This window comes from Bacteroides sp. 14(A) (assembly GCF_000526555.1).
Lineage (GTDB): Bacteria > Bacteroidota > Bacteroidia > Bacteroidales > Bacteroidaceae > Bacteroides > Bacteroides cellulosilyticus.
Genome location: NZ_JAGH01000002.1, coordinates 1,086,088 through 1,102,161, shown reverse-complemented (window position 1 = coordinate 1,102,161; position 16,074 = coordinate 1,086,088). Strand labels below are relative to the sequence as shown.

Annotated in this window: 11 protein-coding genes; 6 read left to right on the top strand and 5 right to left on the bottom strand. The window is 44.6% G+C overall.

Annotated elements, in window-relative coordinates; translation table 11 throughout:
* The first annotated feature begins 40 nt into the window (after positions 1-40).
* Positions 41-1,666 carry a S41 family peptidase gene (locus K429_RS0111630; RefSeq protein ID WP_026367035.1) on the top strand — a complete coding sequence of 542 codons (1,626 nt, stop codon included), beginning with the start codon at positions 41-43 and terminating at the stop codon, positions 1,664-1,666.
* 130 nt (positions 1,667-1,796) lie between these two features.
* On the opposite strand, the gene K429_RS0111625 is transcribed toward K429_RS0111630, so the two are convergent.
* A complete protein-coding gene (locus tag K429_RS0111625; RefSeq protein ID WP_026367034.1) occupies positions 1,797-2,399 on the bottom strand; it encodes a phosphatase PAP2 family protein in 603 nt (200 codons plus the stop codon).
* Positions 2,400-2,504: 105 nt separating this feature from the next.
* On the opposite strand from K429_RS0111625, the gene K429_RS0111620 reads away from it, so the two are divergent.
* The 5 genes from K429_RS0111620 to K429_RS0111600 all read left to right on the top strand — a co-directional run bounded on the left by K429_RS0111620 (position 2,505) and on the right by K429_RS0111600 (position 7,520).
* Complete coding sequence (locus K429_RS0111620; protein ID WP_026367033.1) at positions 2,505-3,416, top strand: AraC family transcriptional regulator; 912 nt, start codon at positions 2,505-2,507, stop codon at positions 3,414-3,416.
* Positions 3,417-3,605: 189 nt separating this feature from the next.
* A complete protein-coding gene (locus K429_RS0111615) occupies positions 3,606-4,307 on the top strand; it encodes a b558 family succinate dehydrogenase (Or fumarate reductase) cytochrome B subunit (protein ID WP_022208625.1) in 702 nt (233 codons plus the stop codon).
* A gap of 36 nt (positions 4,308-4,343) precedes the next feature.
* Complete coding sequence (locus K429_RS0111610; RefSeq protein ID WP_026367032.1) at positions 4,344-6,323, top strand: fumarate reductase/succinate dehydrogenase flavoprotein subunit; 1,980 nt, start codon at positions 4,344-4,346, stop codon at positions 6,321-6,323.
* A 38-nt stretch (positions 6,324-6,361) separates the two neighbouring features.
* Positions 6,362-6,724 (top strand): four helix bundle protein, encoded by a 363-nt coding sequence (locus K429_RS0111605; protein ID WP_026367031.1) that lies wholly within the window; start codon positions 6,362-6,364, stop codon positions 6,722-6,724.
* Between the two features lie 40 nt (positions 6,725-6,764).
* On the top strand, positions 6,765-7,520 hold the full coding sequence (locus K429_RS0111600) for a succinate dehydrogenase/fumarate reductase iron-sulfur subunit (RefSeq protein WP_007211613.1): 756 nt from the start codon (positions 6,765-6,767) through the stop codon (positions 7,518-7,520).
* A gap of 93 nt (positions 7,521-7,613) precedes the next feature.
* Here K429_RS0111600 and K429_RS0111595 read toward each other — a convergent pair whose 3' ends face one another.
* From K429_RS0111595 to K429_RS0111580, 4 genes are all read right to left on the bottom strand, one after another.
* Entirely contained in the window at positions 7,614-9,800 is a 2,187-nt protein-coding gene (locus K429_RS0111595; RefSeq protein WP_155923430.1) for a glycoside hydrolase family 3 N-terminal domain-containing protein, read from the bottom strand.
* Between the two features lie 158 nt (positions 9,801-9,958).
* Positions 9,959-11,368: a hypothetical protein gene (locus K429_RS0111590; protein WP_026367029.1), complete on the bottom strand. Its 1,410-nt coding sequence runs from the start codon at positions 11,366-11,368 to the stop codon at positions 9,959-9,961.
* Positions 11,369-11,374: 6 nt separating this feature from the next.
* Positions 11,375-12,922: a RagB/SusD family nutrient uptake outer membrane protein gene (locus tag K429_RS0111585; protein ID WP_026367028.1), complete on the bottom strand. Its 1,548-nt coding sequence runs from the start codon at positions 12,920-12,922 to the stop codon at positions 11,375-11,377.
* 59 nt (positions 12,923-12,981) lie between these two features.
* Positions 12,982-16,002, bottom strand: a complete 3,021-nt coding sequence (locus K429_RS0111580) for a TonB-dependent receptor (protein ID WP_022208620.1) — start codon at positions 16,000-16,002, stop codon at positions 12,982-12,984.
* Between the last annotated feature and the right edge of the window lie 72 nt (positions 16,003-16,074).

Here is a 16,074-nt window from a genome sequence, read left to right as displayed (position 1 = left end):
GATTAGTGAATTAGTGAAAAGTGATAAGCAAAAAAGAATGATGAAGAAACTTCTTATCTTTATAATATGTATATGCGGTGCCATGGCTTCCATGCAGGCGCAGAATATGGGCAACTTGGCTGCCCGCAAGTTACAAATGGCAGAATTTGCCATCGCCAATCTGTATGTAGACTCGGTAGACGAAAATAAACTGGTGGAAGAAGCTATTATCCGTATGCTCGCCCAGCTCGATCCGCACTCCACGTACAATGATGCTGAGGAAGTGAAGAAAATGAACGAGCCGTTGCAAGGTAACTTCGAAGGTATCGGTGTGCAGTTCCAGATGATAGAAGATACATTACTTATTATACAGCCCGTCAGCAACGGACCATCTGAAAAGGTTGGTATTCTGGCAGGTGACCGTATCGTGGCAGTGAACGACAGCGCTATTGCCGGCGTAAAAATGTCCACAGAAGATATAATGACACGCCTGCGCGGCCCGAAAGACTCAGAAGTAAAACTAACCATTGTCCGTCGCGGAGTGAACGATCCCTTATACTTCACTGTAAAACGGGATAAAATACCCATTCTAAGTTTGGACGCTTCGTATATGATACAGCCCAAGACCGGTTATATTCGTATCAACCGCTTTGGTGCCACTACCGCCGAAGAATTTACCGCCGCCCTCAAAGAACTACAGAAGCAAGGAATGAAAGACCTGATACTTGACCTGCAAGGCAACGGTGGCGGCTATTTGAATGCAGCAATTGATCTTGCCAACGAGTTCCTGCAACAAAAAGAGCTGATTGTATATACCGAAGGAAGAACCTCTCAGCGTAGTAATTTCTATGCCAAAGGCACAGGTAACTTCAAAAACGGACGCCTCATTGTGTTGGTAGACGAATACTCCGCTTCAGCAAGTGAAATCGTAACCGGTGCCATACAGGACTGGGACAGAGGCGTAGTTGTAGGGCGCCGTACTTTTGGTAAAGGGCTGGTACAACGTCCCATCGAATTGCCCGATGGCTCTATGATCCGCTTGACTATCGCCCGTTATTACACCCCATCCGGACGTTGCATCCAGAAACCGTACGACCATACAGCCAATCTGGACGGCAGAGGCCTTAGTAAAGATGACGGCCAGGAGAAATACAATATGGAACTGGTAGATCGCTTCAACCGTGGAGAAATGATGCATGCCGACAGTATCCATTTTCCTGACTCATTGAAGAACTCCACTAAGAAGTTGAAACGTACCGTATATGGTGGCGGTGGCATCATGCCCGACTATTTCGTGCCTATCGATACAACCCAATATACCGATTATCACCGTAATCTGGTTGCCAAAGGCGTTGTCATCAAAGCAACAACCAAGTATATCGAGAAAAATCGGAAAGAACTCCAAGAGAAATATAAGAAGTTCGATACCTTCAACAATAAATTTGAGATAGACGAACAGATGCTTGCAGACATATGCGCTGCCGCCGATAAAGAAAAGATTGAGTTCAACGAGGAGCAGTACAACAAATCATTGCCTCTGATAAAGACGCAGTTGAAAGCCTTGATAGCCCGTGACCTGTGGGATATGAACGAATACTTTCAGGTGATAAACACCACGAACAACAGCGTGCAACAAGCCCTTGAGTTATTGAACGAAAAGATTTACGAGAAGAAACTACCACTTTAATAAACCATTTGCAGCGTCTATATGTCCAACATCTTGGATATATAGATGCAACGCATTGGATATATAGATGCAACACGTCCGATATATAGATGCAATACGCAGAATATATAGATCCGATACAGTGCAATTCTTAATTGCCGAACAACCACTTATTCAGCCAACGGTTCACATAGATATTTACTACAGCACATCCGGCTCCGATAGCTGCACCCGCCAGCACATCGGATGGATAGTGTACGCCCTCATTCATACGGGATACCCCGACAGAACATGCCCATAAGGCAGATGGAGCGATTACATACCATTTCGGATACTTCACACAAAGTGAAGTTGCCAATGCAAAAGCAGTTGCCGTATGTCCGGAAGGAAAAGAAGGACTGGTTTCATGACTATAAGCATGAACCCGGTCGGGATAGCGGTCGAACGGGCGTTCACGATCTATAAGATACTTCATGCCATAAGTCACAACAAAAGCACCGGCAACACTGGTACCTACATACACAGCATCCTTCAATAATTCGCGGTCTTTTTTCACCCAAGCAGCCAATGCCATCGCCACGGGAACCCCCACGGCAATATAAGGTTCAGTACGAGAAATTATTTTATTATAATTACGAATGAACTTACCATCCCAACTATTTATTTTATGCAAAGTATTAATGTCCCAGTTCTGGGCAGAAATATTGAATACAAGTAATGATGCAAAAAATACAAAAAAAATAGTCCGTTTCATGTAGTCTTTCTTATAGTTTGCTGCAAAGATAGGCGATTTTGTTAGAGTATTCACAAAAAAATTCTATCTTTGTTGCCATAATTTTAGTAATTCGTCTTATATTTCATGACAAAAGACACTCTTTGCACACGGCAAGTAGATTGTACTCTATGCCCAAAAATCTCAGACGGGACATTGGTATACCGCCAATATCCCCAGGGGCAGCATTTCTCAGCGGAGAAGTGTACCCAGAACTGCATGATCTTTATGTTAAAGGGAGAATTGTTGATAAATAGTAACGAATACCCGGGCACTACGCTCCAGAGCAGACAATGTGTACTGCAAGCCATCGGTTCAAAAATGGAGTTGTTAGCACTGACCGAGGTGGAATATATCGCCTATTGGTTTACGGAACTTCCACTTATATGTGAAGACCGTTACAAGGAAATCCTCGAACGTTCTGAGGCTCCGCTGACCTACACGCCGCTGATAGCCAATACCAAACTGGAGCGATTGCTTCATGATATCGCCGACTATTTTAAAGAACAGCCTTCCGCATGCGGGAAATATCTCGACATCAAGCGTCAGGAACTGGTTTACATACTAACCTGCTATTATCCCCTGCGCCAGATAAGTACGTTCTTCTATCCTATCAGTACTTATACGGAAAGTTTCCATTATTTCATTATGCAGAACTACGACAAGGTGAAGAATGTGGAAGAATTCGCCCATTTAGGTGGATATACAACCACTACATTCCGTCGTTTGTTTAAAAATATGTATAATGTTCCGGTGTACGAATGGATACTGGACAAGAAGCGTGAAGGTATTCTGAACGATCTGCAATTCACCAAGCAACGTATCTCCGTGATCAGTTCACGTTATGGTTTCGACTCCCTGTCGCACTTCGCTCATTTCTGCAAGGACTCCTTTGGAGACACCCCTCGCTCCTTGCGAAAACGTGCTGCCAGCGGAGAGAAAATCACCATTATAAAAGAAAAAAATGACGACCCAGCCAGGGAACAGGGTGACGAGTAAGAGTAATCTTCCCTTGTCAACCTGTTCCCTGACTCACTTGTCAACTTCTATCTATTCCCTGAATTACGGAATTATTTCTTTAATTCCTTGTTTAATCAATGTATTTCTTCTATTTTTGCGGGAAATTAGTGTAAGACCCTAAGTAAAAGCAAATTTTCTAACTATTAAATAATTTAAATTCAATCATTTATGTGGTTAAGTAATTCATCTGTAGGAAGGAAAGTGGTGATGAGCATTACCGGTATCGCCCTTGTCCTGTTTCTGACGTTTCACATGGCGATGAACCTGGTTGCATTAATCTCGGCAGAGGGATACAACATGGTTTGTGAGTTCCTGGGGGCAAACTGGTATGCCTTGGTGGCTACGGTAGGTTTGGCCGCCCTTTTCATTATTCACATCATCTACGCTTTCTGGCTGACAATGCAGAACCGCAAAGCACGCGGTACTGAACGTTATGCCGTAGTTGATAAACCCAAAACTGTAGAATGGGCTTCTCAGAACATGCTCGTATTGGGTCTTATCGTAATCGTAGGTCTGGGTCTGCACCTGGTAAACTTCTGGGCAAAAATGCAGCTTCCTGAGTTGATGCACAACATGGGTATGCATGCTGACACGCTTACACTGGCTTATGCCGCTAACGGTGTTTATCACATTCAGAACACATTCAGCAATCCGGTATACGTAGTGCTTTATCTCATTTGGCTCGGCGCACTGTGGTTCCACCTGACCCACGGTTTCTGGAGTTCTATGCAATCCCTGGGTTGGAACAACAAGGTATGGATTAACCGTTGGAAATGCATCTCCAACATTTACTCTACTATCGTCGTTGTATGTTTCGCCTTGGTAGTTGTCGTATTCTTCGCAAAATCATTGTGCGGCGGTGCTTGCTAATTTGTAAATTGTAAACGATTAAAATGTAATAGCATTATGACTAAGATAGATTCAAAAATTCCGGAAGGACCGGTGGCTGAGAAATGGACCAACTATAAAGCTCACCAGAAATTAGTTAACCCTGCTAACAAGCGTCGCTTGGATATCATCGTAGTAGGTACGGGCTTGGCAGGTGCTTCTGCTGCCGCTTCACTCGGTGAAATGGGTTTCAGAGTATTCAACTTCTGTATTCAAGACTCTCCGCGCCGTGCACACTCCATCGCAGCACAGGGCGGTATCAACGCTGCAAAGAATTACCAAAACGACGGTGACTCTGTTTACCGTTTGTTCTACGATACAGTAAAGGGCGGTGACTACCGTGCCCGCGAAGCTAACGTTTACCGTTTGGCTGAGGTTTCCAACAGCATTATCGACCAATGTGTGGCACAAGGTGTTCCCTTCGCTCGCGAATACGGCGGTTTGCTGGATAACCGTTCTTTCGGTGGTGCTCAGGTATCACGTACGTTCTATGCCCGCGGCCAAACCGGACAGCAGTTGTTGCTGGGTGCTTACTCTGCACTGAGCCGCCAGGTAAACGTAGGTACCGTAAAATTATACACTCGTTACGAAATGCAGGACGTTGTCCTCATTGACGGACGTGCCCGCGGTATCATCGCTAAAAACCTCGTAACCGGTAAACTGGAACGTTTTGCTGCACACGCAGTAGTAATCGCTACCGGTGGCTACGGAAACGCATACTTCCTGTCTACCAATGCAATGACTTGTAACTGTACAGCCGCCGTTTCTTGCTATCGCAAGGGTGCCTGGATGGCCAATCCGGCTATGGTACAGATTCACCCCACTTGTATTCCCGTTCACGGTGACAAGCAGTCTAAGCTGACTTTGATGTCAGAGTCTCTGCGTAATGACGGTCGCATCTGGGTTCCGAAGAAGAAAGAAGACGCAGTGAAGCTCCAGAAGGGTGAAATCAAGGGAAGTGATATTCCTGAAGAAGACCGCGACTACTACTTGGAACGCCGCTATCCGGCATTCGGTAACCTGGTTCCGCGTGACGTTGCCAGCCGTGCTGCAAAAGAACGTTGCGATGCAGGTTTCGGTGTGAACAATACAGGCCTGGCAGTATTCCTCGACTTCTCTGAGGCTATCAGCCGTTTAGGTATCGATATCGTTCTTCAACGCTATGGTAACCTCTTCGATATGTACGAGGAAATCACTGACGTTAATCCAGGTGAACTGGCAAAAGAAATTGCCGGTGTGAAATATTATAATCCGATGATGATCTATCCGGCTATCCACTATACAATGGGCGGTATCTGGGTTGACTACGAACTGATGACTTCTATCAAGGGTCTGTTCGCTATCGGTGAATGTAACTTCTCTGACCACGGTGCAAACCGCCTCGGTGCTTCCGCATTGATGCAGGGTCTGGCTGACGGTTACTTTGTATTGCCTTACACTATTCAGAACTATCTGGCCGACCAGATTACAGTTCCCCGCTTCTCTACCGACCTGCCTGAATTTGCAGCAGCCGAGAAAGCTATCCAGGACAAGATTGACTGGATGATGAATATCAAGGGTAAGAAGTCTGTAGATTCTATCCACAAGGAACTGGGTCACGTAATGTGGGAATATGTAGGTATGGGCCGTACAGCAGAAGGTCTGAAGACCGGTATTGCCAAACTGAAAGAAATCCGTAAGGAATTCGAAAAAGATCTGTTCATCCCGGGAGATAAGGAAGGCATGAACGTAGAGTTGGATAAAGCTATCCGTCTGTACGACTTCATTATCATGGGCGAATTGGTTGCTTACGATGCTCTGAACCGTAACGAAAGCTGCGGTGGTCACTTCCGTGAAGAATACCAGACTGAAGAAGGCGAAGCAAAACGTGACGATGAAAACTTCTTCTACGTTGCTTGCTGGGAATATCAAGGTTCCGATGAAAAAGCTCCTGAGTTGCTGAAAGAACCGCTGGTTTACGAAGCAATCAAGGTACAGACTCGTAACTATAAATCATAATTAGTTAACCAGGGGACGAGTTAACAAGGGAACAAGGCATGAGAAATCATAAAGATTTAATTGTTTGGCAAAAGAGTATGAAACTTGTTAAGGACTTATATCAAATAACTCAAGTATTTCCTAAAGAGGAAATCTACGGCATTACTTCGCAAATGCGCAGAGCTGCTGTTTCTATACCTTCGAATATAGCAGAAGGATATGGAAGAGGGCATGATAAAGAGCTTATTCAGTTTTTATATATATCTTTAGGTTCAGCTTCTGAGTTAGAGAGCCAACTCATTATTTGTAATGACATACATTACTTATCTACTCAAAGCTTTGAAGAACTTAACAGCTTAAACAATGAAATCATACGTATGTTGTCATCACTTATTAATAAGCGGAACATTCTCCCTTGTTAACTGAAGCCTTGTCAACTCGTCAACTTAAAAATCAAAGACAATGGATAAAAATATAAGTTTCACACTGAAAGTATGGCGCCAGAAAGGCCCAAAGGCAAAAGGCGCTTTTGAAACATACCAAATGAAAGATATCCCCGGTGACACTTCATTCCTCGAAATGCTGGATATCTTGAATGAACAACTGATTTCTGAAGGTAAAGAACCGGTTGTATTCGATCATGACTGCCGCGAAGGTATCTGCGGTATGTGTTCGCTCTACATCAACGGACATCCTCACGGTCCTGCAACAGGTGCTACTACCTGTCAGATCTATATGCGTCGTTTCAACGATGGTGACACTATCACTGTTGAACCTTGGCGTTCTGCCGGTTTCCCGGTCATCAAGGACTTGATGGTAGACCGTACGGCTTACGACAAGATTATGCAAGCCGGTGGTTACGTTAGTGTACGCACAGGCTCTCCTCAGGATGCCAATGCTATCCTGATTCCGAAGCAAATCGCTGACGAAGCTATGGATGCAGCAGCTTGTATCGGTTGCGGTGCTTGTGTAGCTGCTTGTAAGAATGGTTCTGCCATGTTGTTCGTTTCCGCAAAAGTTAGCCAGTTGAACTTGCTGCCGCAGGGTAAACCGGAAGCATTGCGTCGCGCAAAAGCTATGTTGAGCAAGATGGATGAACTCGGATTTGGTAACTGTACCAATACTCGTGCTTGCGAAGCCGAATGTCCGAAGAACATCTCTATCAGCAACATCGCCCGTTTGAACCGCGATTTTATCATCGCAAAACTGAAAGACTAATCAGCCCTTTCTACATTTGATTAATATCACAAGAACTCCTCTACCGGGAAACCGGCAGGGGAGTTCTTCTTATGTAAGTCTGGGAAGTAACTTTCACTTCAATGATATAATTGTCTTCTTCACCTCTTTCGAATTAGTCCCTATCATTATCTCAAATTTACCAGGCTCCGTGATATATTTCAAGTTCCTGTTCATGAAACTAAGATCTGCCGATGAAAGAATAAACGTCACCTCTTTTTCTTCACCCGGATTTAATTCTATTTGCTGAAATCCCTTTAGTTCCTTAACAGGACGTGTTACGGAGGCAACCAAGTCACGGATATAAAGCTGTACTGTCTCCTTACCTCTATATACCCCGGTATTTTTCAACTTCGCAGACACCCGGATCGTATCCTCCATTGTATATACATTGGCGGAAGTCTTAGGCTCCGACAACTGAAATGTAGTGTAACTCAACCCGTAGCCAAACGGATAAGCAGGTTCAAAATCAATATCCTGATACCGGCAAGAATAGGCAACTGTTTTACTTTCCGGCCTTCCGGTACTTTTATAATTATAATAGACAGGAATCTGCCCCACATGTGCAGGAAAAGTCATAGGCAGTTTACCGGAAGGATTATAATCACCCGAGATGATATCAGCTATGGCGTTCCCGCTTTCGGTCCCCAACCACCAGGTCAGAAGAATTGCATCAGCATGAGGCTCCATATCATTAAAAATCATTGGCCTACCGCCCATCAGTAAAACAATAACCGTCTTACCCGTCTTCTTCAACTCCTTCACCAGCAATTGCTGATTGGCATTGACGGTAATATCAGCTCTCGACTTTGCTTCTCCACTCTGATTAAATCTTTCGCCAACAACCACTACTATAACATCGGCGCGATTGGCAGCCGCACGGGCCTCAGAAAGCCGTAAATCATTTGTTTCCAAATCATATCCATCGGCATAATTGACCGTTACATTGGGAAAACGTCTTTTCAAGCCCTCATACACGGTCACGACTTCTTTCTCTACACCTTCATTCGCCCAAAAGCCCATCATATCCTTTTGAGAATTGGCCAAAGCTCCTATCAATGCAATTCTTCTACACGACGGAGATAAAGGAAGTGCTTGCTTCTCATTCTTCAATAGGACAACGGACTTTCTTCCAGATTCCCGGGACAAATCCCTGAGACGGGTGCTCAATACGATTTTCTTTTCCCGCTCTTCGTCACAATAACGGTACGGATCATCAAAAAGTCCGAGTTGAAACTTTTTCAGCAAAATACGCTTTACGGCTTCATCAACATATTTAATGTCCACAACACCCTCTTCCACCAACTCTTTCAAGTGCTTATGATAAGCTCTCGACTCCATATCCATATCACATCCGGCATGAATAGCAATCTCAGCCGATGCCTTCAGATCGGATGCATATCCATGGGCAACCATTTCTTTGACCGATCCCCAATCGGAAACAATAAACCCGCTGAAAGCCCATCCTTCTTTAAGGATATCGCGCTGTATATATGCATTTCCCGTAGCCGGAATACCGTTTATGTCATTAAAGCTATTCATAAAAGTAGCCACACCGGCATTTGCCGCCGCCCGGAAAGGAGGCAGATAAGTATCGTGTAGCGTCAGGTCAGAAATGTCTACTGTATTGTAGTCCTTACCTGCAATGGCCGCTCCGTAAGCCGCAAAATGCTTGGCACAAGCCATTACCGTATGAGTATCCGCCAAATCATCTCCCTGAAAACCCCTTACCCGTGCTTCGGCCACTCTGCTACCATACCAGGTATCTTCGCCCGCTCCTTCCATAACACGCCCCCAGCGTGCATCACGGGTTATATCTACCATCGGAGCAAAAGTCCAGTGAATACCTTGTGCAGAAGCTTCCTCCGCAGCACCGGCTGCTGTTCTTTCCATCAAATCCAGATCAAAACTTGCCGCTTCACCTAAAGGAATGGGATAGATGGTACGCAGACCATGAATCACATCCTGCCCGAATAATAATGGAATGCGAAGGCGGGACTGCATCGCATAATTCTGCATCTCACGCGTATATTTCACCCCTTTGATATTGAGCATAGCTCCGACTCTACCCGCCTTGATCTGCTCTATTTTAGTAGAATCCTCCACCACCGGTCCTGTTGCCTGCCAATTACCGGTATATTGATTTAACTGTCCGATTTTCTCATCCAGTGTCATCAGGCTGAGTACAGAATCGACCTTCGAACTATAGTCGTACATAGAGTTATTTCCCGACTGGGCACTACATGCCAACCAACACATCATTAATACAAAGAATACTCCTGTATTTCTGTATAAGCAAACGCTTTTATTCGTAATAAACACCATAGATAAAAATGATTTATTGAATAGAACCGTTTCAACTTTAACTTGTCCTAAAGCCGAAACGGTTCTTATATGAATACCTATCAAAATCCAACTATTTACTTCTGCGAATCAAAGTAACGAGTGAGTGTGTAAGCCTGCTTGTTTACTTTCTCCATTCGCCGCAATAAAGGTAACCAGGGAGAATATTCGCTGTCTACAATTCCTTTGTTGGAATCCCTGTTGGAAGGGTCTGTTGTCAAATCCTCCGGATCATTATCCTGATACCTGAACCAGTGCCACCCTACCGAGTATGGATTGCGGAGCAACTGTAAACAGAAGTTTTCGTAAAAAATTCCCCGGTCATCCTGAGTCGGCACATTCCATCCCGCACCGGTTGCATTGGGCAAACCGGAATCTTCTCCTTTCACATACCATTCGGTAATCAGAAAAGGTTTACCCGACCATTCTCCCCAGTTATTCATCCGCTCCTGTTCCGGCTGCCACTGGCGGTAATGATTTATAGAAATAATATCCATATACTTACCTGCTACCTTAAAGATAGCCGGATTGGTAAGTTCCTGATTCTTATCCTGATTAAACCGGCAGCCGAGATACATGTGATTAGGATCTATACGACGCAACACCGAAGTCACTTTCTGCATATACGTCTCGAAGAAGAAGGCGGAAAATGCAAGACGGTCTTCCTCGGTAATATCCGCCACGGTTGCTTCCTTGCCTTTTCGTTCAGCCAACCATTTCCGTGCTGCTAGGTATCCCGGTTCATCTTTAGCCAGAAAGTTAAGATGGCGGTCCAAAGCATCAGTATACCAAGGCAATTCATTGTCTGTAAAATAGCCTAACAGGCAAGGATCATCTTTATACCGTGCCAACGGAGCAAGAGCCTGCTCTACATATTTGTCAAATTCATCATCGAATACCATAGGCAGATTGAATCGATACCCCTGCCAGCCGGCCACCTTATAGGTACCTCCATATTTCTTCACATGTTCATGCTTATAGTTCCCCATAGGGTTGACAATCAGTGTATAGACCAATGGAGCTTGACTGGTACGGATATCTTCCACTGCCGACCAGGCTCCGGCACCATTAAATCCATACGAACGCAACATTTCCGTCTCTGCCTTCACCCACTGGGCACGCGTTCCGAATTTCTCCTGAAATGCAGACTGTTGCTTCTTCGAGGTTCCAGGCCCAAATGCTACTACTGCCCGGTGATGGAACGGATACCCTTCGGGATCAATAATCCACCATCGCCCATTGATCTTCTCTGTACGGAAAAAGCCGGTTGCTTCCTGGCGGTTCGTCTTATACCCTCCGAACACAGACAGAGCTGGCTCCTTTTTCTTTTTGAATCCTTTCAGGTTATCCACAGTATGCGCCTCGTAAGGTGTCCAGTTCTCCACAGTGCTGTTGGCACGTGTCTGTACCTGGACTGTTTTACCAGACTGGGCAAACAGCACTGAAGAAGCAAAAAGAGATAACAAGAGTGTGGTTACTATTTTCATACTCATTTAATATTGCGGATTCTGTGGGAAAGTTCCCATTGCATCTATTTGTGCCTGCGGGATCGGCCAACGCACCATATAATCTTTCATTGTGGTACCCTGAATACTACTGGTTGTACTACCGAAGCGATGGTATTTATTCACCTGTTCCACCAACTTACCGATACGCTTGAGGAAGAACCAACGTTTGCCTTCAAAGCACAACTCACGCGCATATTCATCCATGATAGCCTGAAGATCAATAGTAGTAGCCTCTTCAAGTCCGGCACGCAAACGTATAGCATTGAGATATTCCAGTGCCTTTTCCGTATTTCCTTTTCTCCAATGTGCTTCGGCACCCAAAATATAAGTATCCGCCAGACGATAAGCTATAAACGGCTTGTAAGACAAGGCGCGTTTGGCCGGTTTACTCAGATCCCGATACTTCATCAAGCTCCATGTATACTGGCGCAGCTGAGTAGAATACGGGGGATCACCCGGTAATTTCTTTTCATAATAGGCAGAAGCAGGATTGTTCCCGTACAGCGTATCCGGATAGAAATAGAATTGTAAACGCTTATCTTTATCCTTGTCATACAATGAACGGAGATACTCATTCGGATACGTCCACCCGTAAGCATTTCCTCCATAGTTAGCTTCCTCAATGATAGGCGCTACAGGATCTCCCGGAATGGTGATCTCATAGAAACGGGCTTGGAAACAAGCTCCCAACACATGACCATCACCTCCAGCCAGTGTATGGCTACCTCCAGATACCTCATCGAACTGCCACGCCATCAGACTCTCGCTATGGTTTACATTATTACCGAATATTTCGCTGATACCTACCAGTTTATGGTGCCCGCCTGTAATTATCGCATCAGCCTGCGCTGCTGCCGTAGTGTAATCTTCCTGCCACATAGCCGACTCAGCACGCAACTGACGGGCCAAGCCCAACCCGATAATTCCCGGATCTACTTTATATTGCAAGTGTTTGATGGCATAATCGAGATCGCGGTCAATAAAGGCATATACATCTTTCTGGCTAGCCGGTTTATACTCTACTTCGTCAAACGCATTGTCCGGAGTTGTCGGTATGCTATCCAACAAGATATTGTCGTAAGTAGAAATCAGCCTGAGGTACGCCCAAGCACGAATTACACGGGCTTCCGAAACGATTCGCTCACGGGTTTCAGTTTGCATACTAATACCGGGTGCGGCATCAATAATGGCGGAAGCACGATCAATCATCTGATAGGGACGGTTCCACATCTCAGCCGGCATGGCATTTGCACGCATATTGGAACGATACATTTCCGCTTCATTCCACGTACGCACCATAGCCAGGTCGGTAGCACAATAAAACCAGTAAGCTCCGCGTGCATCCGAATCATTAAAACGGAAAAAGCGGCGAGAGAGGCCATATAGTCCATTCAGACCGATTTCCAATCCTTCTTCACTCTCATAGAGCGTTGAACTATTAATCTTGTCGAACTGTGTTTCTTCCAGCCAGGAATCACAAGAGGTATTGACTACCAGTAATCCGATGATAAGAAATAATATATAATTTTTCATTATGGTTATATCATTAAAATGTTGAATGTATGAAATTATATCTCTTGACTGCCTTCCGATCAGAAACCAAGCTGCAAGCCGAAAGTCAACGTACGGGCTTCGGGATACTTGTCAGCGGGCTGTTCGGGACTGTACGACTCATAATCTGTCAATGTTAACAGGTTTTGTCCGGTAAAGTAGAACCTGACATTGCTCAAGTGTACTTTTGCAAGCCATGTCTTCGGCAAGGTATATCCTATCGTTATATTCTGTAAACGCACATAAGAGGCATCCTGACGGGCTATACTTCCCATTTCGAGGGCTCCATTGGTTGTGGGCCGCGGGAAGTTACCGGTAGGATTTTCCGGTGTCCAGTAATTCACCTTCACACCGTTGAACACTGCACGCATATTACCACCATAATTATAATCTGCCAGGAACGGATTGTATTTGGTTATTCCCTGTACAGTATAAATATCCATGGAGAAGTCAACATTCTTATATCTTACCGATGCATTGAAAGAACCATTCCACTTAGGGAATTGTGAAACCAGTATTTTGTCATCATCGTCCAGCTTGCCATCGCCCGTACGGTCTACAATTTTAATATCTCCGGGTTGAGCATTGGGTTGTGCTGAATTAGGAATCTCATCAATCTCATCTTCCTGCCAGATACCGGCTACTTCGTATATTTTGGATACATTGATAGGCTGCCCGATATACCAATTATTAATAGGATAATCATCTTCTTTGCCGTCACCATCCAAGTCACCGAACAGTTTTATAATTTTATTGCGATTGCGTGCAAAAGTCATTCCCAATTGTACATCCCAATCCTGACTCTTTACCACAACACCTTCCAACTGTATTTCAAGACCTCTGTTCTGAATCTCTCCGATATTGTCCTTGATGGTAGAATATCCGGTAACCGAACTGATAGACCGGTCTATCAGCAAATCCTTCGTACGAGTATTATACCATTCCACAGTACCGGACAAACGATTATTGAAGAATCCAAAGTCCACAGCCAAATTCAAGGTTGTAGAAGTCTCCCACTTCAACTTAGGATTCGAAAGAACAGCTCCCGGCGTATATCCTGTCAGTTTCTTCGTGGTGTAATAATCCCACTGGTCGGCAGATGCAATACTACCATAAGGCTGTATAGCTTCATTTCCTACACTACCATAGCTACCACGTAACTTCAAGTTCGTAAGTTGCTCAAAGTTTTGCATAAACTCTTCCTGATACACATTCCATCCCAATGCCATGGCAGGAAAAACAGCCCATTTGTTTTTAGCACCGAACACAGATGAACCGTCACGACGTCCGCTTATGGTTACATAGTATTTCGAAGCAAAATCATATTGCATACGCAGAGCGGTAGACACAAGACGGCGTTGAGACGCACTTAAAGTAGGTATTACTTTCCCGGCCGCTTCAATGCCATAGACACCCAATAAGTCATTCGGAATCAGCGATCCATCCATCTGATTGGAATGTTGGTTACGCTCATTCCAGCTCTGAATCAACGTACCGGATACGTGATGTTTGCCAAACTGATTATCATACGAAAGGATGTTATCAAGCGTCCATTCATTCTCATCCTGATTTTTAATAGTACCACTTCCCATACCTGTGTAACTTCCTGCCTTCGAATTGGCTGTACTATAGGTTTCTACCTTTGCATTCCAGCTACGACGGCTCACATTCAATCGATAGGTCAGTCCTTTAAAAATCTTGAAGTCAAAGAAAAGATTCACCAAGTCATTACGGCTCTTAGTGGTCGATGTTTTTTCCTGCAAGTCAATCAGCGGATTCCAATTCTCCTGCAATCCGGTGGGATGCATATTAAGGTTACCTTCAGCATCATAAACCGAGCCTAAAGGTGAACAAGTTACAGCATCACGCAACAGGCCGGCTACCCCCGGATCATTCTTGGTCGAAATGCTCAGGCTGGTATTTAAACCGACTTTAAGCCAACGGGTAATCTCCTGATCGAGATTAAAGCGAAGCTGCCCCTTTATAAAATCCGTAGCAGGCACCACACCGGTTTGCTTCATAAAGTTACCACTCACAAATACCTTTGTTTTCTCACCTCCTCCGGTCACCGTGAGGTCATGATTCTGAATAGTACCGGTACGCATCAACTCTTTCTGCCAGTCAATGAACTGTCCATTCTGAATAGATTCGAGTTCTAATTGGCTGAATACATCAGAATCGGCACCATACTGGTTATTATTGGTGGTGCGGTAAGCCTCACGTTTATACTGTATAAATTCTTCAGGCGTGTAAACATCAAAGTTACGGTCGACGTTTTGGATACCATAATACCCCTGATAACTTACACGCGCTTTTCCCGCTTCTCCTCTTTTGGTGGTAAGTAATATGACACCATTTGCTGCACGTGCACCATAGATAGCCTGAGCGGCAGCATCCTTCAGAATTTCCACAGATGCAATATCGTTCGGATTCACATCATTAATGGAACCGATCACCACTCCGTCAGCTACAACAATAGGAGTAGTTCCTCCCGAAATAGAGTTTGTACCACGTATCTGTATATTCGAACTACCACCGGGGCCGGCATTTTCTGAGGTTGTAATTTTCAAGCCGGCAGCTCGTCCGCGAAGCATTTCACCAATATCCAGGGTGGCGGCTTTCGTCATTTTATCTGTCTTTATCGTGGTTACAGAGCTGATCACATCACTCTTTTTCATCACTCCATATCCCACAACCACCACATCATCAAGAGTATTTGAATCTTCCTGCAACTTTACAGTGAAATGATTCTTTCCGTTTATCGCAATCTCTTGTGCATGAAAGCCGATGTAAGAAATCTGTAAGGTTCCTTGCAAAGGTGCATTCAATGAGAATTTACCGTCAAGATCCGTAATCACACCTATAGACGAGGATCCTTTCAGTACTACATTCGCGCCAATCAGTGGTTCGCCTTTATCGTCGGTCACCAAACCGGTGATCTGCTGGTTGGCTGTTCCGGATGAAATGTTCTGTGCAGAGAGTGGCATCGCAACGATGACCAACACGGCACACATAAGAAGATGAACATAAGTTCTCTTCACAAATGTAAAAAGTGTATTCATAATTAATTGTGTATTAATCAAATTTTCAGTATTAGTTTCTCTACTCATAAACTCAAACGAGCTCTTTTAATC